Origin of the sequence: Ferroplasma sp. (assembly GCF_031200575.1) — an archaeon.
Lineage (GTDB): Archaea > Thermoplasmatota > Thermoplasmata > Thermoplasmatales > Thermoplasmataceae > Ferroplasma.
On record NZ_CP133597.1, the window covers coordinates 1,819,260 to 1,838,849 of the forward strand.

Genomic DNA, 19,590 nt, shown 5'->3' on the forward strand with positions numbered 1-19,590 from the left:
AAAATGAATTATAAAAAAATAATTGCAATTACATTCGCTTTGATAATGGTGCTTTCGGGGTTAGCTGTATTATCTTCGGATATCCATACACCCTCTTCAATTACCACGTCACCTCCAGTTCCATCACTAGTTGCTTCCGGCACAGCAACAGATGAATACTATGGTGATACTTCTACCTGGAATTATACCGTCTCTGGAAGCAGTACCAGTTCAACCTCTGCAATGAGTACCAGCGCATATCCTGCTCCTGATTACCCCGCATATCCTGCCGCTCCTTCTACTTCTAGCTGGACATTATCCTGGGATGGGTACACGCTTGGTTCCGGAAACGTTTCATCTTATGATATCACACATAGCCAGACTTACACTCATACGGAGTTTAAGGTTGGAAGCACTATACATTATCAGACTACATCTCATTCTACAACAAGCTGGAAATTTTCAGTTCAACCATCATATACATGGACACAGTACGGTTCACTATCGGGTGTGAGTGCAGGGTGGACTCTGGAATTGGATTCAAAAAACCAGACAGGCACAATAGTACTATATTCAGCTCTATATTCTTCCTCTTTCACTGTTTCTGGGCCAACCTATTTAAAACCCCAGCAGGACGGGACTTTCACATCATCAGTTCCATCTAATTTTACCCCATCTCGTTATCAATGGTATTTGGATGGGAGTGCCATCTCAGGGGCTACCAGTTCATTATACACAACATCTTTTTCTGCTTCTACAGATTATTCAATATTCTTCCTTGCAACAAATTCCACGGGCTTTTCATATAAATCTACCACACTTAATGGAAGTGCAGGATACACATTGTCAATATCAGCAATAGATAATCCCGCAGATGCCAGCCAATCCGTAGATTTTAGCACATCAGTATCCGGAGGTTCAGGAACATATTCATATTCCTATGTTCTCTATGATGGGACTTCTACATCTGATTCCGAATTGGATTCAGGCACAACTTCATCATTTGATTACACTTTCAGCTCCTCAGGAACATACCTCCTTGTGTACAGCAGCACCGATTCCAATGGGTTCAATGCATCCTCTTCCCTCATTCAAACCGTCAATTCTGATCCATCCGTATCTATAACAAGCAGTCAAAACCCAACAGATACAGGAAAAACTGTTGAATTTTCCTCATCTGTATCTGGTGGCACTTCCCCATACAATTACACATGGTCTGCGGATGGAACAACATACTATACAAAGGATATAAATGTGACATTCACTTCTTCAGGAACATATACAATAGACCTCACAGTTAGCGATGCAGCAGATTACTCGGTATCCACATCAATGTCAGAGACCGTTAATAGCGATCCTGTTGTTTCAGCCTCATCAAATGTATCCAGTGCGGATGTGAATTATCCGATAGAATTCTGTTCAACGCCAAGCGGAGGAACCGGACCATATAATGAATCCTGGGCCCTGAATGGAAATGTAATATCGACATCGCAGGATTTCTCGCATTCATTTTCATCATCGGGGTCATACACTTTAACTGTAACCGTGACAGATGGTGTTGGTGTTACATCATCGGCATCGGTAACTGTGACAATAAACCCGAATCCATCCGTTACGATATATTCAAGCCAGAACCCAACAGATTCCGGAAATTCTGTTACATTCACCTCATCGGTATCGGGCGGTACAGGAGCAGATACGTATAACTGGACAGTGAACGGTGTTCAGGAATCCACAGCGTCATCATTTCCCTATTCATTTTCAACTTCTGGAGTGTATTATGTAAACCTCACTGTAACCGATAGCGACGGTCATACAGCATTTTCTTCTTTAAAGGAAACTGTAAATCCTGATCCTTCAGTATCAATAAAGGTAATTCATAACCCAACAGATGCATATGTATGGGCAAATTTCTCCGCAGTAATATCCGGCGGTACCGGCCCATATAACAAGACATGGACCATAAACGGAGAAAATTTCTATTCTGATTATGTGAATTATACCTTTACATCTCCAGGAACCTTTACGGTTTCACTAAAAATAACTGATGCAAATGGAAATACCGCATCCGCATCAGTAAGTGAGGTTGTAAATCCTGATCCCAGTGCCAAAATAAATTCCGAATTCAATCCTGTTGACCAGGGAGTTAATGACACATTGACAGCGGAAATATCCGGCGGCACAGGGCCATATAATACAACATGGTCTGAGGGCTCAGAAATCCTAAATTATTCCTCTTCCTTCCATATGGCTTTTTCCAGCACGGGAACATATGTTATAAACCTCACCGTTGTTGACTCACTTGGGGAATCATATAAAACATCAATATCTATAAAGGTCATTGAAAAACCATCTGCACTTATAGAAGGGCCTAATGAAACAGATGTTTCCACAGAGACATACTGGGAGGCCTTCGGCTCATTCGGTACTGCCCCATATGATGATTACTGGTATATTAATGGTGTTAATACAAGCTCGGGCCTGTATTTAGAATATGCTTTCCCAAATACCGGGAAATTCAATATTACCCTTCTTATAGTTGATAGCCAGGGTGCAAAGGCCTATACTTATCTTAATGTAACTGTAAACCCTCTTCCAAAGGTCTCCATATCAGTATCATCATCCACTACAGATACCGGTCTCCCAGTGGCGATATCCGGAATTGTGTCAGGCGGGACAGGCCCATTTAATTATTCGATTTCAGTCTCATCAATAGGCATAGTGGGTTACTCCAGTTCACTGGATTATGAATTCCCCTCAGGACAGTATAATATTACAATAACAGTTTACGATGCAGACGGCAACAGTGCCCATGCATCTATCTCAATAATAGTAAATTCACTTCCTTCCGTATCGATAACTTCAAAATATCCAAATATAGATGTAAACACCACAGACGTCTTCAATGCAACAATTTCAGGTGGCACGGCGCCATATGTAAAGGCTTTATGGTATATCAACAATTCATACCTTGAAAACGGGACGTCAATATCATACTCATTTTCATCACCAGGAGTGTACTCTTTAAAAATAATAATATATGATTCATTGAATGTATCGGCATCAAATATAATAGATATAACTGTTGTAAAATATCCCGAATCATCGATAATAGCATCGCATAAAAATATAGATGCACATGTCCCAGATTCATTCAGGGCCGAGACCTCTGGAGGAATAGGCCCCTACAAAGATGAATTCCTGATAGCCGGACATATATTTTACAATTCATCAATACCATATTCATTTACAACTCCTGGAACTTATACTGTTGAGTTAATAGTTTCAGATTATTTTGGCAAGGATGCAAATTCATATATAAACATAACCGTTTATCCAGATCCAGAAATAGATGTTTACTGGAACGGGACGCCAACAGTATCAGAGGGTTTCAAATTATACTCAAATGTAACTGGGGGCATAGGTCCGTACTCTGTATCCTGGATATTTTCTGACCAGGACGAGTCAGGATTTAATGTATCCCATATATTTTCATTGTCAGGACCCAACACCTTCGAGGTGAAACTATCTGATTCGTCAGGCTACACTGTAACAAAGAATTACACAATATATGTGAATTTATATGTCTCAATAGCGGCTAATACCACAAGAGGCCTTGGTCCACTATCAGTCCAGTTTTCATCCAGTGTTTTAGGCGGCTCAGATTATTCATTCAACTGGACGTTCTCTGCCGGGCATTACTCACTCGAACAGAACCCGCTTTATACATTCCCGGCAGGAAATTATACGGTGCATTTCACAGTGACATCGGCAAACGGTGCGAAAGGCTATGCCAATATATCAATATTCAGCCTTCCACCTCCAGTATCAATAACTTACAGTACTGACAGGAATATAACTCAGTATTTCTATTTCAATGCCACAGCAAACTGGGATGCTGGGTCTATTTATAACATGACATGGTCTTTCCCGAATGGCCAGAGTTTAACGGGCCTGTCAATATCATACTATTTCCCCGTGTACAATGAATTTAACACTGTTGTGGCTACATTTGGATATAACAACCAGACCTATACAGAAGACTTGAATGTGCGCATGGTACCGGCTACTCCGTCAGTTAATTTTACTCCACCATCAATCATACCGGTCAACACCATGCTATCACTGAATGCTACTGCTACAGCACCCGATTCCAATTCTTTCACATATTCCTGGTTTATCGATGGATCTTCTTATTCTGGCCAGAACCAGTTATATTATTTTGACAATACCGGAAACATCTCAATATCTGTCACAGTCACAGATGGCCTGGGAGCTTCCGCCACAGACAACAAAACCATCGATGTAGTGCCGGAGGGCAAGAGCAGCAGCATAGCAATATCATACACCAAACAGTCAGCAGGTGCAATGGAATTCTACAACATCAAGGTGGTGTCTTCCAATGGAATCGTAGCAGTAGAAGCTTTCCTTAGTACTACAGAACTGAATATCTCAGAAATAAGTTCATCATACACATCTTCCGGCGAAGTAGCACATTTCAACATCACAATGAACCAGAGGGATTACTCAGCAGGTACATACAGCATATCGATCGTAGCATTCAACAACAATTCCCAGAGCAACCATATATCCGCGCCATTCACAGTAACAAGCAATTATGCATCCGCATCAGGATTTTCCCTTGGAGACCTAATAACATTCTTTGGCGGGATTTCCAACTTTATTATTGTTTTACTGACGTTAGGAGGCCTGATAATTGCATATGCAGGCATGCATGCATCCAGGGACCCCGATGTAGTGATCCAGGAAGGCACAGGGAAGAAGAGGAAGGACATTGTGCTGCAGGGCAGGAGAAAGAGGTGAAAATATGAAATATAGAACTATGAAAAAGAATGGAAAAAGGAGGGTTATACCCATATCGGAGAAGAATAGCTATAGCCGTGCAAGGAAAGTATCTTCCAGGGAGCTACGGGATGACCTCATGGTAGGGATAAGGCATCCCGGCTCCCTCACTTCTGTGGGATACCATATTCAGGAACCGGTGCAGAAACAGCACGCGGCCCTGGATAAGGCAGTGAAAAAATATGGAAGGAAGGAAACACTGGAAAAATTATCTGACCTATACAGGCTGGATTACCACAGGCCAGAACTAAAAGCCGGTATAGTGTCGAGCATAAAATATGTATCAGGAGGTAAAAGAAATGACTGAGTTTAGAACAAGGAAAAATGGAAAAGCATACCCTCTTAGAAATAACAGGGTAGTACAGAAGGCTACACAGATATCCCAGGCACAGCTGAAGCATATCCACATACATGGATTGGCTATTGCTGGTTATGCCGTCGATTTAGCTGACAATTTGAGGAAGAAAGCCCTGGTAAAAGCTGTAAATAAATACGGCAAGAGTGACACAATGGCTGAACTCTCACTGCTGCGTGACAAATACGCAGGGAATGAGAGGATGGAGAGGGTAATTGATTCAGATATAGCCTACATAGCTAAGGGCAAATTTGAGGAGGAGTAGATGGGAAAAATCACCGATATAGTTGTGGCCATTTTCGTGTTTATTATAGGCATATTTGTCCTTTACAGACTGGGCATAACATTGCCATTGCTGGAGCACATGATCAGGGGCTTCTTTGCACCATCAAAGCCAGCAGCCAATGCAACATCTGGATCTTTAATATTTGGCATCGCTTCTTCCGCAAAGGAAAGGAGAAAAGCTCACCATAAGATAGAAGAGATAATGCGGACCAGGTACGTAAGGTTCCTCCTGAAATTTAAAAGGAGGGATTAATTTGAAAGCCTTCCTTGCTGTATTGCTTGTACTGGTGTTTGCATGCCTGGTATTTACTTCAGCTGCTGTTGCCCAACCTCATTCGCCAGAAGTTGCCACAGCTGCCCAGCCAGCATCCAGCCATGTTGTGGTATATTCTACCATATCAAACTCTAATGATTTATTATATGTCCCGGTGAACAGTACAAATGTCCAGGCATATCCAGTATGGCATGTGTACCTGTTCGGTTCCGGATCATTTTCATTTAAGGCCAATGGCACAACTGTTGAAACCGGTGTTTCACTGGGAGCATTTAACTTTACATATTCCTGGCATACATATGACAAATACGCCAATGCCAGCCTGGTATTTTCCGGGTTACATACTCATTCCATACAATACTGAGCGGAATCCTTACCAGGCACGAAGTCCAGAGCGTTAGCATAGTATCATCATATCCTGGACAAAAGCAGTACCTATCAGTCTCTCCAGGGCAGTCTGGAGCACTCATGTACCCGCACTGGATGGTTACATTTATTTCAACAGAGAACACGTCCTACTCAATCAATGTGAATGGCCAGACAATACAATCCGGCACTGTGGTAGGGACACAAACAATAGACTTTAACATTACCGGGTCCACTGCAAGTGTGATAATTGGGTTGGGCACACATGTCTACAAATATCCTGACGAGATAATTGCCAGCACGCCAATACAGAAATATTACGCCCCTAAGCCGCCTTCACTGGCATACACGGTTAGCCAGTACGAACTGGGGATTGCTAAGGCCTTCGTTGCCTCTGGGTTTGCCATAGCAATTGCACTGTTCACAGCAAGGAAATACCTCCTTGAGAAAGAGAAAAGGGAGGTGATGCGCATATGAAAGATTCCAGTGGAAGAGGATGGCTGGAAAGGCACAGGGAGAAATCCTTTGAGAAATGGCACAAAAGCGAGGAAGAACGCAAAGAGGAATTGAAAAAAGCCTTCAGGGATAAGTCAGGGGAAAATATTGCAAGGCTATCAAGATTCGTTTCTTTCCGGTCACTTGCAAGGACAATGATACCACAATTGATTATCGGTGGTATACTGGCATATATCGAATATATCCTTGTTGGCCCGATATACACTATAATTTCTATTGCGGTCTATATTCCAATGATATACCTGTATTCAAGGACACTGAGGACACGTGATGGTGTGTTCCTGATGGTACCGACATCTGATTTTCTGGACTGGGACCGGCTATTTGTCTCCGAAGATATCTGGTCTCTCGTGGAAAAGAAAGCAGGCCTTACACTGGAATCGGGGAGAATCAACGGGAGAATAACATACTGGTGCATTGATGTAAAATACCTGGATGGCTCGAGCATACCCTACTGGGTAGACATAGCCTGGGCGCATTATAACCGGGCAAAATATGCAATGTTCGAGAGTGTGCTGGATGACCTGACTGATATGCTTCAGGACACATTGCTCGAAGTTGCAAAACTCCGGAAGATGGGGCGTGTTGAGAGCATTACAGAGGGAACAAGGCAGACCTCTGAGAACATAGATGCCATTACATCTGCATACAGGGACAACGTGTTTAACGTAATCCAGAAGCAGAAGATCTCTGAAGAGGAAGCAAACACATATGAGAAAGAAGTTGCGGATCTGCTGAAAAACCCTGAATATTTGAGGGCATTGATAAAGAAAAAGAATGAGGAGGAAGAGAAATGAGAGACGAAGTAAAGGATTGGCATACAGAGAATGTATTCCGGGATATGCTGTTCAGGTTGCCGGGTCTAAAGAATAATGTATGGTTTAATTTTATTTATAGAAACTTTCAGGAAGCCGAGGATCCTGGACAGAGGGCACCTCCGCTGGCAGAGATATTCGATGATATGCCAGAAACACAGAAGAAAAGCCTATACTGTACACAGATCAGCCTGATCAATGCTACAGTGCCAATGAGATGCTATCTATTGAGAGGTGGTGGAGATGGACAGTGAAACACCTGAAGGGCTCAGACTTCTTTATGATTTGCTGGTAAAAGCGTCGGAATATCCAGGGGAAGCACCACACAATCCCAGGAACCTGTACTACTGGGGAGAGAAATTAAAGGCCCTGCATGGTGTTCTTTCAGCATACCATGATCAGGAATACCTGGGCGAATACCGGTTGATGCGGAAACAGATTGTGGATGTTTCAAGGAATTATCCATCCAGCCGTTATATCAGTGATGGCTATGAATTATTATATGAATGGCTTGCCAGCATTGCCAGGTTGTATACCAGGCTTGGGTTGATGATTCCTGAGAATTTAACATACTCAGAGGGGAGTGATGAAGGAATATGACGGAAAATAATGGAGAGGATGTAATAAACGAGATAAAAAGTAGATGGATAGCCAAAACAGGGAAGAATGACTACGACATAGCACATGACAGCGTGTGGCTTATTCAGTGGTTTTACCACCGTATAAGGAAAAACAGGAATGTTATTGCATTGTTTGTTGGTGATACTGGTTCCGGCAAATCGTACTCATCTATAAGGCTTGCAGAAAGGCTGGATCCGAATTTCTCAGCAGACCGGATTGTGTTTACGGTCCAGGACTTTATACGATTAGTTAACTCGGATCTGCCTCGTGGAAGCGTTATAATATTCGATGACGCCGGTTTGGGAATACCAGCAAGGGAATGGCAGAACATGGCCTCAAAGATATTTGGACGAGCTACACAGGGATTCCGGTACAAGCAGATCCTGACATTTATTACAGTGCCCGATGAAAGCTTTATTGAGCGACAAAGCAGGAAACTGGTACATATTAAATTTGAAGCTACTGATGTCCAGGGCGTTATGAAGCCAAAGCTCACATCCAGGAATCCCTTTGACCCTGAAAGGCCACTGGCAAAATATCCAAGGATTCGCAGGGGAATATCTGAAATACAGATAAAGACAGTGAAATTTGCGTTGCCCAGCAAAGAACTGAGAGAAAAATATGAAGATGCAAAAAACAAATACATGCAAAACAAATTCAAGGATTTCGAAGATCAATTAAACATGATAGGACAAGGCAATACTGTAATGAAAAACGGGAAGCCTGCTATACATCTCCAGTGTGACGAATGTGGCTATGAATGGGATTATACTGGTTCCAGGGCAATGGCCAGATGCCCTAACTGTGACGGCCGCATATATATTGCAGATATAGAGGAAAAGGAGAATTCGGGTAGAAGGGTGAGATGCACCCATTGTGGCTATGCCTGGGAGTATTCCGGATCCGCGAAAAGAACAAAATGCCCTGATTGTGGTGGATATGTCAATACACGGACAGACAGGGAGGGGACAGCATAAATGAATGCAGGGATAATGGGAAATGGAATGGGATATCCCATTTATATCCCATCGCTTAAGACCCTTGGAATTTCAATGTGTAAATTCGAAAATGGGACATGGCGGTGGCTGCTTTCCTATTATTATATAAATATGAATAAGGAGGTGCATCCAGGAAAAATTTTCAAAAATTTTTTGGAGATTTATATCCAAAATTTAAAAATACTAAAATATACAAATGTGTAGATATAAGGTAAAAACCCTTTAAAATAGGGGGTAATATAATACCTGAAAGGAAATTTAACCGCCTTAAATCTTTTATAAAAAGGCGTCGAATAAAAATAATTCCTGGTATAATGCCGGGAAAAATGAAAAAGGAGGAAATATAGATATGTCAACTAGATGGATAACCAAAAAGAATGGAAACGAGAGTAAGCACATAAATATAGAGTCATATGGGACACCCAGGGAAGTGGAAATAAAGAAAATACCGCCTAAACCTGGAGAGCTTGAGAAGCAGGCATGGGGCATGCTGGATAATATGGCCAAGATTACAAACGTAGATAAGCTGTTATTGCAGATGAACAAGTACAGTGGAATGCTTGGGGATTACTCATCATTCAATTCAATGCTGATAGAATTTCAGGATCCCAATGCAACAATAGTCAGATCTAAAAATGAATGGAATTATTTCGGGCGAACTTTAAAGGAAGATGCCAGAGGTTTATCAGTGCTTTATCCTCTTGGGATTCCAAGGAAAGATATGCCAGGGAAAGTTAAGGCCTTTATTGAAAAGAAGCGGGAAGAAGGCCTTGATGATGAAACAATAGACAAGCTTGTCCAGGACAAATTTAACCTTGGAAGCACAGGGAACGCATACACATTTGGCACCGGCAATGTATATGATATATCACAGACAGATCCGATACCCGGGAAAGCAAAGCCTGTAAAGGAGGATGTTACCACAACGCAGCTGTATAAAACCCTGAAAGATATTGCAAGGAAACATTATACAGTGAAAGAAGAGCCCATCCACATTGGTGCCAGGGGATATACAGCACATTCCGGAGATGGAAATGGCCAGGAAATAGTAGTTATGAAGATACCTGGAGAAGATGAAAATGTACTGCATACATTGATACATGAAATGTCCCATGCACGGCTAGATCACCTGAACAGGAAAGATATTCCATATGGCATTGGAGAAGCTGAAGCCGAATTGTCCACATACCTTGTAGGACAACACTTTGGCTATAATTTTAGGGATGAATCTGCGGCTTATATGAAAGGATGGCTTGACAACGCCAAACAGGATGGCCACACACTAAGCAACGAGAATCTGGATAGAGCAATGAACAACGCCAGGCATATAATCCAGGATATAAATGCCCAGCTGGAAATAAAGAAATAATTAAATTATATATTTTTAATGTATATTGAACTTCTATGCTAAAAGTTCAACTTTTCCTATTCTAATTGGTATGATAAGCTATATGTTTTGAAAGATAATTTATAAAAATGTTCAAGTTTAAATAAAAGTTCAACATCTATTATTTATGATTAACGGGACATTAAAGCCAATATTAAGAAGTGTAAATAAAAAGGAGATCCGGGTATTAAGGCCAGTGGAATACAAAGCTATATGGAATGCATCAGAAAAATATAAGAATCAGGTTATTTTAGATTGCTTATTGCTTACAGCAGGTAGGATAACAGAACTCAAGGAAATGGAAATAAATAGGGAATGGTTTGATTTTGATGGAAGGAATATACATATAAGGGAGCATAAGGCGAAGCGAGTGGAAAGAGGAGTTAAAGATAGATATATCCATCTGAGCATCAAAGGCGTAGAAGTAGTAAGGAATTTTATAAATAATAGATATTACATACCATCTTACCAGGCGTTAGAGCAAAATCTCAAGAGATGGGCCATAAAGGGAAATGTGGATCCGAGCTTACCTGAGCGGGAAAGTATTCAGGAAAACATATGAGTCATGGTTGATATTTTCAATGCCAGATAAGGCAATATCAATATTGCAAAGTACAGGCTATACTCAGGAAGTGGCAATGGAACATTATCTAAATTTGCCTTTCCGGAGAAAGCGATCGGGTAGCTATGAAGGAGTATGTTGAAGGATGGATGTAGAGGATGATAGAAGTGAATATGAGGAAGGAGAGTAATTAAAATGCAAATTGAAAGAATTGAGAATGAAAAAGGTTGCCGCCATTGTAGCATATATTCAAAAAAGACATTCCAGGGCTTATGGGCAGTATTCTTTGACGGTGTATATGATAGATTATTTGACCATCTTTCATGCAGTAAATACTGGTTTATAACCGAACCGTATCATTTGGATGCAGAACTAATTAATTTTGATAATTGGTTAACAGAGAACGGCGCATCCCTTTTCTATATAAATCCAGGATACCATTATGATGGGGTAATAACAATGATAATCGTCCCATCCGATTTAGCGAAGTTTAGTGCAAGAGTGAATATGGTTCTTGATACAAAAAATAGAGATGAATTTGCCTTAGACATAGGAATGTTCAGTTTTAGCTTTGACAAGGCATATGCAAGGAATGTAATCAGAAACTACCAGCCGCCATCTGCCTATGATTGTGTAAGGTCTGCAATGGATTACCTAACATGGAAAGATATTAAAAAAGGAAGTGATTAAAATGAATAAAGATACAGTGAGTATAAATGAATTAAATATAGATTCGGCTACTATGACGGGGGTTTGGAATAATACATACCACCATTTCGATTATAATCTCGATTTTGGGTTCACAATAGAGAAATGGGTATCTCCAGACCAGGCTTTAGAAATGTCAACAAAAGCAATAAGTGACTTCTCAGATTGGCTTGTTAAGAATAAATTTGACAAGGACGGCAGTATTTATTACGATGTTTGCAAGAGAGGCTTTTTAAAGATGGGGACATTTACCAATCCTTTATGGATATCGCCCCCATCGACACACCCTCCTTTTACAGAATAAAGTAGTGCCTCTTGAAAAATCAGGCCTTGACTCACATTCTGCGGATTTCGAGTCTTATTTTATCGTTTATGGGATTAGTGGCACCCCGTTTAAAGGAATGGTTTTTGTTATCCAGGCAAAAAAAGGGTGACCTTTACGATGACCAGGATAAATATTTAGGCAATCACCAGTTTATTTTTACCACGCAGTTAGATAGGATAATGGGAAACATAGACGTTGAGATTAGAACTCCTAGTGTTATGATAGACCTTAACCCTGAAACCCAACTGGCAAGATATGGCAACTTTAAGGCTACTCCGGAAAACATATTTAACGTTTCTACATCTCCTCTAATAAAGAATGGCAACCGGGAAAGCCTGAAATATTCCATTATCCCACCGGACTCGAAAAAATTAAATTCATTGTCTATTAGATCAGCCAGTTACGAAACTTTATATGATAAATCAAGGTATGACATGAAGATAGATATACCAAGCGCCTTCAATCAGAGGGAGAATGATGTAGAAATTGAACCACAACAGGCATTTGCAGAGCAGGTTCGTAAGTTCATGGGCGATGATATCAAATGGAGAGTTAAAGGTGTAGCAGATTCGTTTTCGATAGAATATGCACCCTATGAAACAATAGAAGATGTGTTTAATCTAGCAAAATCCATAGCTAATAATGCACATACAGCAATAAGAAGTGGTAAAAAAACTGGAGGGAGTGAGTAAAATGGATTATTCAGACAGATGCCCAAAATGCGGGCATTCATTGGACAGCCATGAGAGAATGGAAGGAGATTATTACTGTATAGACTGTGGCGATTTCTGCTATTCAGAGAACGATGATGATTAGGACTGATGAAAATATTATAACCGGTAACAATATTATTTCATGGAATGATGTAAAAGACATGGAAGCAATAGATTTACGGTGCGAAAAATGAAAGAAAATGCAATATATTGTGGAGTTCGCGGGCGTGTATTTAGCAATACAGTGGAAGTCTCTGAGAACAGCATAGATTTATAAAGTGGTTGAGGTTGAATTTAAATGAATGATATAATGCTGGAAATTGATAGAGATTTCTGGATAGGCAGATATGTAGAAATAGTAACCTGGAAAGGTACTCATATTTTAGCCCTCATAATTGATTTAGATCATGACCTTATAAAAACAGAACATAGCATTATTCCATGGAAAGATATAAAGGAAATGAACGTAATAGATTTATCACGGAAATGAAAGTTTTGCTTTCTATTAAACCAGAGATATGCTATAGAAACAGGTAATATTAACAAATTTAAACCGTACAAACATCATATAAGGCCACACAATCAGATTTATATAAATGAATAATATTTATAAAGACAAAAAGGATAAGTATTTTAAATGGACAATTCAATAAGCAAATCCAAAAGGATATGGCAATACTGGTCAGAACATATAGAATTGTCGGGGCTATTAGTCGGAATATGGATCTTATTTGTTAGTCTATCACAACAAGAACTAAAGGAATTGCCCAGATCTGTCATACCATTTCTGGTTACGATTCTTGCTACTTTGCTTGGATTGACATTTACAGCATTCTCTATACTTGTTGCAATAACACCAAGTATAAGAAAAGACTTTGTCAGGACAGTTACATTCGATAATATAGGCAAAACATTTTACATCACACTTATTATTCAATTTTTAACATTAATATTATCTCTTATGGATTATATATTTTTCAGTACAGACTTATATTATTACATTTTATTGGCAAGCACTTTTGGTACATTTTTTTCTCTTGGATTCTTACTTTATCTTGTAAGAGACATATTTGGTTTATTCAGAGTGGTAAGGGGAATGGTATCGAGAAGACAGTGATTTCTTAAATGTTATAAAAATCATTCAGTGTCGGCAGCTTGTTGGAAATGTCATCTTTATTCTTGCTCAAGATATCATACATAGATTTCTGTATGCTGTTCCTTAACTTTTTATAGTCATTAATGCTTTTAATTATCGGCATTTCTACTGTAACTGGATAATAAAGAAAGTTATTGTTAAGCAAGTCAAATATTCCATCTTCAGTAGATACTTTCAATTTCTCTAGCTTTTTGTCCCTATTTTTAATAAATAAATCATTTATTTTTTCATATCTATCATCATTAAAATGTGGCTTAAATTTAAATGATATTGTTGCAGAAAAATTAAAAGTAGTGCCGTCTGCCAAAGCTCTTAACCTTTTAGATGCCGGACCTAGAAATCTTTCAAGATATTCTAAATCAATACTTCCAAGTGATAATTTATAATTGTGGACAGACGATTCATTTTTTATTATAACTTTTATTAGTTGATTTGTTGGAATAGGTAGTATAGAGTCAAAGTTATGGTTTAAATTTAATTTAAATAAAGAATTTTTAAAAATCTCTCCAGCCCTTTTGTTTAATACATTTACAGAATCTTTATTGTATTGCCCAAGCATGATATTGCTTTTAGTATCTATAACGAAATACGAAGATTCAAGTAAAAAGTGGGATGGAGAATTTGCTAATACTTCCTCCTGAAGCTTATCTAGGTCTATCATGCTTACAGCCTCATTCCTTAGCCTCAATAGCCTGCCAAAAATAATTCCGTCAGGTTTTATTTCTTCAGGAATCACATTTCCATCCTCATCCTCCCAATACGGCTTGTCGGTAATGATTGAATATAATATTTTTTCACCGTTATGGTTTGTTTCATATATATTTGATCTTATATGGTTTATAGATGTATACGGCAAAAACTTATCCAATTCCCATTTATAATCACGGCTTAAAATTTGTAACGGATAAAAAATATAAGATCTAGTATTGTCTTTTGCCATAATCATTTCACCTTTTTAACATTACCCTTTAAAAACTGCTTTATGCCCTTTCCATCATCGGATATTTCAAAGGCATTCCACTGGAGTCGCATATTCACTTCATTAGCTTTGGTATCAACGGCATTCCCTATATATTCCATTAGCCAGGCAGTACTTCCAGAATACTGCGTTCTCCCGATTTCATTTATTATTCCCGCCTATACCACTGGTTTTAATTCATCATCCAATTTTTTCACCTCTTATTATTAACTGCTTTCTTCTATTACCTTCTTTTCCTCTTCTGTTATACCATATATCTCGTAGGCTTTATTATTAATCTCTTTTTCTAGAGAATTTATTTCATCTTTCAGTTTCCTTATCTTATCAGTTAGTTTATTTTTTGATTCATTTAACTCTTTATTGAGTTCTAACAACTTATCTACTCTTGTTTCAAAGTAGGATTGTTCCTCCTTTGGAAGCTCTTTTATTGGGATTTTGCCCGAATAGCCCCTATTAAAGTGCATAGTTCTTATGGCTCTTGAATAGATAAATATATAAGCATAATAAGAAATTATTTTTGAGTTTAATAAAGCAAGGATATACTTCGGATTAAAATTAGGAGCCGTGATAATTATGTTATCAACAGTGTTTAGGGTTAATATGCCTTTTGAATCATATGTCGCAGTTATTTTTATATGGTCTTTAATAAATGCAACAATGTCTTGGGCCATTATTTTTGGTAGCCTTAGATTTTTTACTTTACTTATCTCAGGGATTTCATTAACATTTATGTAATAATTATGATAATCGCCTATGTAAAATCTCTGAATTTCCTTACCACTTATTATCCGCTCTCCCTCTGTATTCCCTTTTGAAATTAATTTTTGAACACCAAGCCCAGCAAAAATATCCGATATATCTCCAAGTAAAACGGATCCAGTATTCATTTTGTCATAAATTGCCTTTTCTATATAATTTGATATAAAATTAATTGTATTGTTCTTGATAATTTCACCGTAGTTTATTTCGGTTATGGATGTATTGGACGTATTCAGGTTAGATACCAGGAATACTTTATCAGAGGGTTTTTGTTTCTGTTTTCTCATGATAATTATTACCTGTTCCAGGAGTACATCAGTGAATGCCATACTAACATCTACTGCAGTCAGTAACTGTGTATCCTCATAAATAGTTCTTCTTATGGGCTTCCAGGAATCTACATATGCAAAGGATTTTGGTATAATTAGGCCAATGTATCCATTCCTTGTAAGTAAGTCTATACCCTTTTTTATAAATAAAGCAGCAGAATTAACAACGCCATTAGATAGTATTTTAAAATTTTTAGCATTCCTAAGTATATCATCAGATTTTATGTTGAAATAAGGTGGGTTGCCGATAACAATATCAAATCCGCCATTTTTCATTATTTCCGGGAATTCTACCTCCCATTTAAAAGCATTATCAGCAGAAATTGTGGTGTCATCAATCAAGCTGTTTCCTACTTTTATGTTGCTTTGAAGTAATGGCAATCTCTGTTTTCTTTCCGATATCTGCAATAGCAAATTCAACTGGGCTATCTCTACAGCTTTAGGGTCCAGGTCAACACCAAATATATTGTTCTTTAGAATCTCAGTTTTTGTTGAGTAAAACTCCAGTTCGCTTTCCTGGCTCTCCGACTCAAATTTGGATTGCTTTATAGTTCTTGCTGATTTTGGTAGGGTTTTATTTTTTGAATAATACTCATTCCAGTAATTCTCAAGCTCCTTGTAAGCCTTTATCAAAAAGCTTCCGGAACCACAGGAGGGGTCAAGGATTTTTACATTGCGTATTTCCTCTGGCGAATGGGTCTTGATATATTCGCCTACAGTGTGCTTTACCATGTAATCAACAATGTAAGAAGGAGTATAGTAGATTCCCTGTTCTTTTCTATGGGCCTTTGAACCCTCTAACTTAGCCCGCTTTGGTGTTGATTTTAGGATATTTCCAAGGTACTGTTCATATATGTTACCAAGAACATCTGATTCTATTAATGAGAAATCATACCTATAAGAATCATCTTTGGCCTCATTTAGCCCCTCTATAACTTCCTTAAGAGCTTCATTGTCTATATACAGGTCATCGCATAAATGGTGTGCAAACAATTTGCTATTGTAGTTATCATCATAATACTTATAGGTTTTAGATATTTCCTTAACAAGATGGCCTTTCCCTTTGGCATGCCATTGCCTAGCGTTGGAGAGCAATTGGTTCTCCTCAAGGATCCTGTCCTCAGCGTTTCTTATGAATATCAGGCGGTCCAGTATCCTCTGTACTGATTCGTCCAGTTCATCCTGTGATAAATTCTTGTCCTGGTTGTTTCTTAATATATCCTTTGACAATATGTCCCTAAAATGTATCATATCCTGCAATAGCTGCTTGCTTATGGGATTCTTGACCTGTTTCCTTCCATACTTTGATGCTATCCTATCAAGTTCACCATTTTCAAAGGCCTTTTTGGAAAGGTATTCGAACCTGGAATCGCTAAGAAAGTCATCCGGGTGTAAAACAAAAAATACGCTGCTTCCGTAATTTGATGTCTTCCAATCTGCATTAAAAACAGCTAAAGTTTCGAAATTGGTCAGGATTGCCCAGGAACATGACTTCATCCATGCATAGTCTATTGCCTGGGTAACGTATTTTGAATTTGTATAGATATTTTCTTCTCTTAAGGATTTAGCTTCAAGGAAAAATGCAGGTATTCCATTTATCCTGAATCCATAATCTACCCTCTTCTTTGATATAGCTTCCTCAGCACTTATAGAATCGTTTGTTTCGCCCCTGTTGGAAACATTCCATCCCAGGGCTTCAAATAAAGGTATTATGAAATCCTTCTTTGTTTCTTCTTCCTTGTAGTTTCTGATTGCACCGGATTTCTTTATCTGTTTATACTTTGAAATAAGTTCCACAACCCTCTCGAAATCAATATTATATTCTTTTTTTGTATCATTCATTCTCCCATCCCACTTGTCAGATAACCATAGAATACCTTAGAAATAATTTTCTCGCCTTCTGGCGTGTGCCATATGGCCATTAATCTGCTTATCTCATTTTTTGAACATGCTTCATTGTCGAAGTATTTATTTTTATTATCCATCATATTACACCTTTTCTAATATATCCTCTTGCGTTCTGGATTTGAACTATTCTTGCACATGGGTAAGGAAATGAGCCTGAATGTGCAACGCCAGTAACCATAGTAGAGTCATTTATGAGTTTATTGTGATTGTATTGGACGTAGAAGAGTAGTAGTTATCTTTTACAATGAAATATGCAGTAAATGGACCTGAGCCGTTTTCGGTCACAGAATAGGAATATGAATGAGATGAAGAAGCAACGGACATATAGCAGGACCCGTTTATGTATAGATAATAGGTAAGGCCAATATTATGGGTATCGCCGCCAGAAGAGTGCATATTAATGTCAAAGCAGGTATATGGGGCAAAAGTACACGAATCATTTGTTACATTTGAAGCGGAAATACTTATGGCAGCTGGGGGGCTGTAAACCTGAACCTGGCCAGCCTGCCCGGAGAAATGGTATGGACCGTGGGAGAGGGAATAATTAATGGTTACATTGCCTGGAGAAGAAGGGCTAATTGTTAGGGAACTACCTGTATGTGAAATCCCAGGAGCAGAAAGAGTCATGTTGTCGGCAGAGGTGGATGCTGTGATTTTATCAGATACACCAGTATCTATATGGGTATGCTGGCATGAAAATGAAACTGGGGGAAAAGTGTAGAGCTGGACAGTTTTGGAAGTAGAAAATGAATTATAAACAACTTTGAATGTCAGAGTATGAAGGCCAGGAACGGAAAGAATATCACATAGCTCAATAGCCTGGGTAAAAGTACTGGGGAATTGTATTGTCTGGTTTCCGGTTACAGTTCCGGAGAATATTATACTTCCATTGGTAATGACCTGGTATTCAGCGGTTTTAGACGAATCAACATGGGCTGTAAAGGTCGGCATATCGGATGAGCCATTCATCATGGTATTTGAAGAAGAGGTTACAGAGGAAACCTGAATTCCAGGATTAACGTATCCTTGGCCTGACAAAACAAAATATGTGCCAGCACCTGCACCAACAATAACAACTGCAATAATAATAGACAGTATTTTTTTATTCAATTATTTCACCTTTTTAATATTCCCCCTATCACGCTGGATCTGGATCATTGCCTGGACATCGGGGAGGCTCCAGGCGTATTTAGTATGGACACACTCAAATGTCTGGTCAACCTCGCACCAGAGGCGCAAAATATTATTTCCATTGAGTTTAACATAGACAAAAACTACACGGTCATGCCCCAGCAAATCATAATTATGCTCCTCGATGGCTACGTGGTCATCCAGGACATTGAGGTGCGTTAGGGCGGAAAGGTTCTTGAACTGGTCGGTATAGTTTGGAGGGAGGACATGCCTTCCCGGAAGTTGCCCACCGGAGACTTCCTGTTCTGCTTTTCTTAAGCCTTCTGCTATACGTTTACCTTGGTCAGTTAAAGAAAGAAAAATATATCTTCGTCCATTAACTCTTTCTCGTGCATTGATAATGTCTGCTTTTTGTAATTTATCCAAGGTTCTATATAATGTAGAAACATTTTTTGTAACTTCAAATAAATCAGTTTTTTTGGCATCTTTATGGGTGTCTAAGTATCTTATTATTTCGTATGCATATTTTCCATACAACTCTAAATTAATCATTCTCTATTC

General features: G+C 38.8%; 25 protein-coding genes. 19 read left to right on the forward strand and 6 right to left on the reverse strand.

The features are described from left to right. Positions 1-3: 3 nt before the first annotated feature. The 19 genes from RE471_RS09670 (at position 4) to RE471_RS09760 (ending at position 13,884) form a co-directional block, all read left to right on the forward strand. Positions 4-4,803, forward strand: a complete 4,800-nt coding sequence (locus tag RE471_RS09670) for a PKD domain-containing protein (protein WP_309215757.1) — start codon at positions 4-6, stop codon at positions 4,801-4,803. Positions 4,804-4,807: 4 nt separating this feature from the next. Further along, on the forward strand, positions 4,808-5,149 hold the full coding sequence (locus RE471_RS09675) for a hypothetical protein (protein ID WP_309214665.1): 342 nt from the start codon (positions 4,808-4,810) through the stop codon (positions 5,147-5,149). Then, positions 5,142-5,462, forward strand: a complete 321-nt coding sequence (locus tag RE471_RS09680; RefSeq protein WP_309214666.1) for a hypothetical protein — start codon at positions 5,142-5,144, stop codon at positions 5,460-5,462. The genes RE471_RS09675 and RE471_RS09680 overlap by 8 nt, the downstream gene beginning before the upstream one ends. Further along, complete coding sequence (locus RE471_RS09685; protein WP_309214667.1) at positions 5,463-5,735, forward strand: hypothetical protein; 273 nt, start codon at positions 5,463-5,465, stop codon at positions 5,733-5,735. Position 5,736: 1 nt separating this feature from the next. Beyond that, a complete protein-coding gene (locus tag RE471_RS09690) occupies positions 5,737-6,120 on the forward strand; it encodes a hypothetical protein (protein ID WP_309214668.1) in 384 nt (127 codons plus the stop codon). Between the two features lie 104 nt (positions 6,121-6,224). Next, the gene (locus RE471_RS09695) at positions 6,225-6,599 is read left to right on the forward strand and encodes a hypothetical protein (RefSeq protein WP_309214669.1); all 375 of its coding nucleotides are present in this window, start codon (positions 6,225-6,227) and stop codon (positions 6,597-6,599) included. After that, the gene (locus RE471_RS09700; RefSeq protein WP_309214670.1) at positions 6,596-7,435 is read left to right on the forward strand and encodes a hypothetical protein; all 840 of its coding nucleotides are present in this window, start codon (positions 6,596-6,598) and stop codon (positions 7,433-7,435) included. The genes RE471_RS09695 and RE471_RS09700 overlap by 4 nt, the downstream gene beginning before the upstream one ends. Beyond that, positions 7,432-7,707, forward strand: a complete 276-nt coding sequence (locus RE471_RS09705; RefSeq protein ID WP_276935448.1) for a hypothetical protein — start codon at positions 7,432-7,434, stop codon at positions 7,705-7,707. The genes RE471_RS09700 and RE471_RS09705 overlap by 4 nt, the downstream gene beginning before the upstream one ends. Continuing rightward, positions 7,697-8,053 (forward strand): hypothetical protein, encoded by a 357-nt coding sequence (locus RE471_RS09710; RefSeq protein ID WP_309214671.1) that lies wholly within the window; start codon positions 7,697-7,699, stop codon positions 8,051-8,053. The genes RE471_RS09705 and RE471_RS09710 overlap by 11 nt, the downstream gene beginning before the upstream one ends. Next, positions 8,050-9,051, forward strand: coding sequence for an MJ0042-type zinc finger domain-containing protein (locus RE471_RS09715; protein WP_309214672.1), 1,002 nt, complete (start codon positions 8,050-8,052; stop codon positions 9,049-9,051). Before RE471_RS09710 ends, RE471_RS09715 begins: the two co-directional genes overlap by 4 nt. Positions 9,052-9,066: 15 nt before the next feature. Next, positions 9,067-9,276 carry a hypothetical protein gene (locus tag RE471_RS09720; protein WP_309214674.1) on the forward strand — a complete coding sequence of 70 codons (210 nt, stop codon included), beginning with the start codon at positions 9,067-9,069 and terminating at the stop codon, positions 9,274-9,276. A 145-nt stretch (positions 9,277-9,421) separates the two neighbouring features. Continuing rightward, on the forward strand, positions 9,422-10,441 hold the full coding sequence (locus RE471_RS09725) for a hypothetical protein (RefSeq protein WP_309214675.1): 1,020 nt from the start codon (positions 9,422-9,424) through the stop codon (positions 10,439-10,441). Between the two features lie 145 nt (positions 10,442-10,586). Further along, complete coding sequence (locus tag RE471_RS09730; RefSeq protein WP_309214676.1) at positions 10,587-11,021, forward strand: tyrosine-type recombinase/integrase; 435 nt, start codon at positions 10,587-10,589, stop codon at positions 11,019-11,021. Positions 11,022-11,216: 195 nt separating this feature from the next. Further along, positions 11,217-11,711 (forward strand): hypothetical protein, encoded by a 495-nt coding sequence (locus RE471_RS09735; RefSeq protein WP_309214677.1) that lies wholly within the window; start codon positions 11,217-11,219, stop codon positions 11,709-11,711. A gap of 1 nt (position 11,712) precedes the next feature. Then, positions 11,713-12,033 carry a hypothetical protein gene (locus RE471_RS09740; protein ID WP_309214679.1) on the forward strand — a complete coding sequence of 107 codons (321 nt, stop codon included), beginning with the start codon at positions 11,713-11,715 and terminating at the stop codon, positions 12,031-12,033. A 104-nt stretch (positions 12,034-12,137) separates the two neighbouring features. Beyond that, entirely contained in the window at positions 12,138-12,746 is a 609-nt protein-coding gene (locus RE471_RS09745; protein WP_309214680.1) for a hypothetical protein, read from the forward strand. 1 nt (position 12,747) lies between these two features. Next, the gene (locus RE471_RS09750) at positions 12,748-12,870 is read left to right on the forward strand and encodes a hypothetical protein (RefSeq protein ID WP_309214681.1); all 123 of its coding nucleotides are present in this window, start codon (positions 12,748-12,750) and stop codon (positions 12,868-12,870) included. Positions 12,871-13,065: 195 nt separating this feature from the next. Beyond that, complete coding sequence (locus RE471_RS09755; RefSeq protein WP_309214682.1) at positions 13,066-13,257, forward strand: hypothetical protein; 192 nt, start codon at positions 13,066-13,068, stop codon at positions 13,255-13,257. Positions 13,258-13,404: 147 nt separating this feature from the next. Beyond that, complete coding sequence (locus RE471_RS09760; protein WP_309214683.1) at positions 13,405-13,884, forward strand: hypothetical protein; 480 nt, start codon at positions 13,405-13,407, stop codon at positions 13,882-13,884. 4 nt (positions 13,885-13,888) lie between these two features. Here RE471_RS09760 and RE471_RS09765 read toward each other — a convergent pair whose 3' ends face one another. The 6 genes from RE471_RS09765 to RE471_RS09790 all read right to left on the reverse strand — a co-directional run bounded on the left by RE471_RS09765 (position 13,889) and on the right by RE471_RS09790 (position 19,581). Then, positions 13,889-14,863 carry a hypothetical protein gene (locus RE471_RS09765; RefSeq protein ID WP_309214684.1) on the reverse strand — a complete coding sequence of 325 codons (975 nt, stop codon included), beginning with the start codon at positions 14,861-14,863 and terminating at the stop codon, positions 13,889-13,891. Between the two features lie 2 nt (positions 14,864-14,865). Further along, positions 14,866-15,003: a hypothetical protein gene (locus RE471_RS09770; RefSeq protein WP_309214685.1), complete on the reverse strand. Its 138-nt coding sequence runs from the start codon at positions 15,001-15,003 to the stop codon at positions 14,866-14,868. 105 nt (positions 15,004-15,108) lie between these two features. Next, complete coding sequence (locus tag RE471_RS09775) at positions 15,109-17,832, reverse strand: Eco57I restriction-modification methylase domain-containing protein (protein WP_309214686.1); 2,724 nt, start codon at positions 17,830-17,832, stop codon at positions 15,109-15,111. Next, positions 17,829-17,975: a hypothetical protein gene (locus RE471_RS09780; RefSeq protein ID WP_309214687.1), complete on the reverse strand. Its 147-nt coding sequence runs from the start codon at positions 17,973-17,975 to the stop codon at positions 17,829-17,831. The genes RE471_RS09775 and RE471_RS09780 overlap by 4 nt, the downstream gene beginning before the upstream one ends. Before the next feature lie 112 nt (positions 17,976-18,087). Further along, positions 18,088-19,008, reverse strand: a complete 921-nt coding sequence (locus tag RE471_RS09785) for a hypothetical protein (RefSeq protein WP_309214689.1) — start codon at positions 19,006-19,008, stop codon at positions 18,088-18,090. Beyond that, positions 19,009-19,581, reverse strand: a complete 573-nt coding sequence (locus tag RE471_RS09790; protein WP_309214690.1) for a hypothetical protein — start codon at positions 19,579-19,581, stop codon at positions 19,009-19,011. It lies immediately after the preceding gene. Between the last annotated feature and the right edge of the window lie 9 nt (positions 19,582-19,590).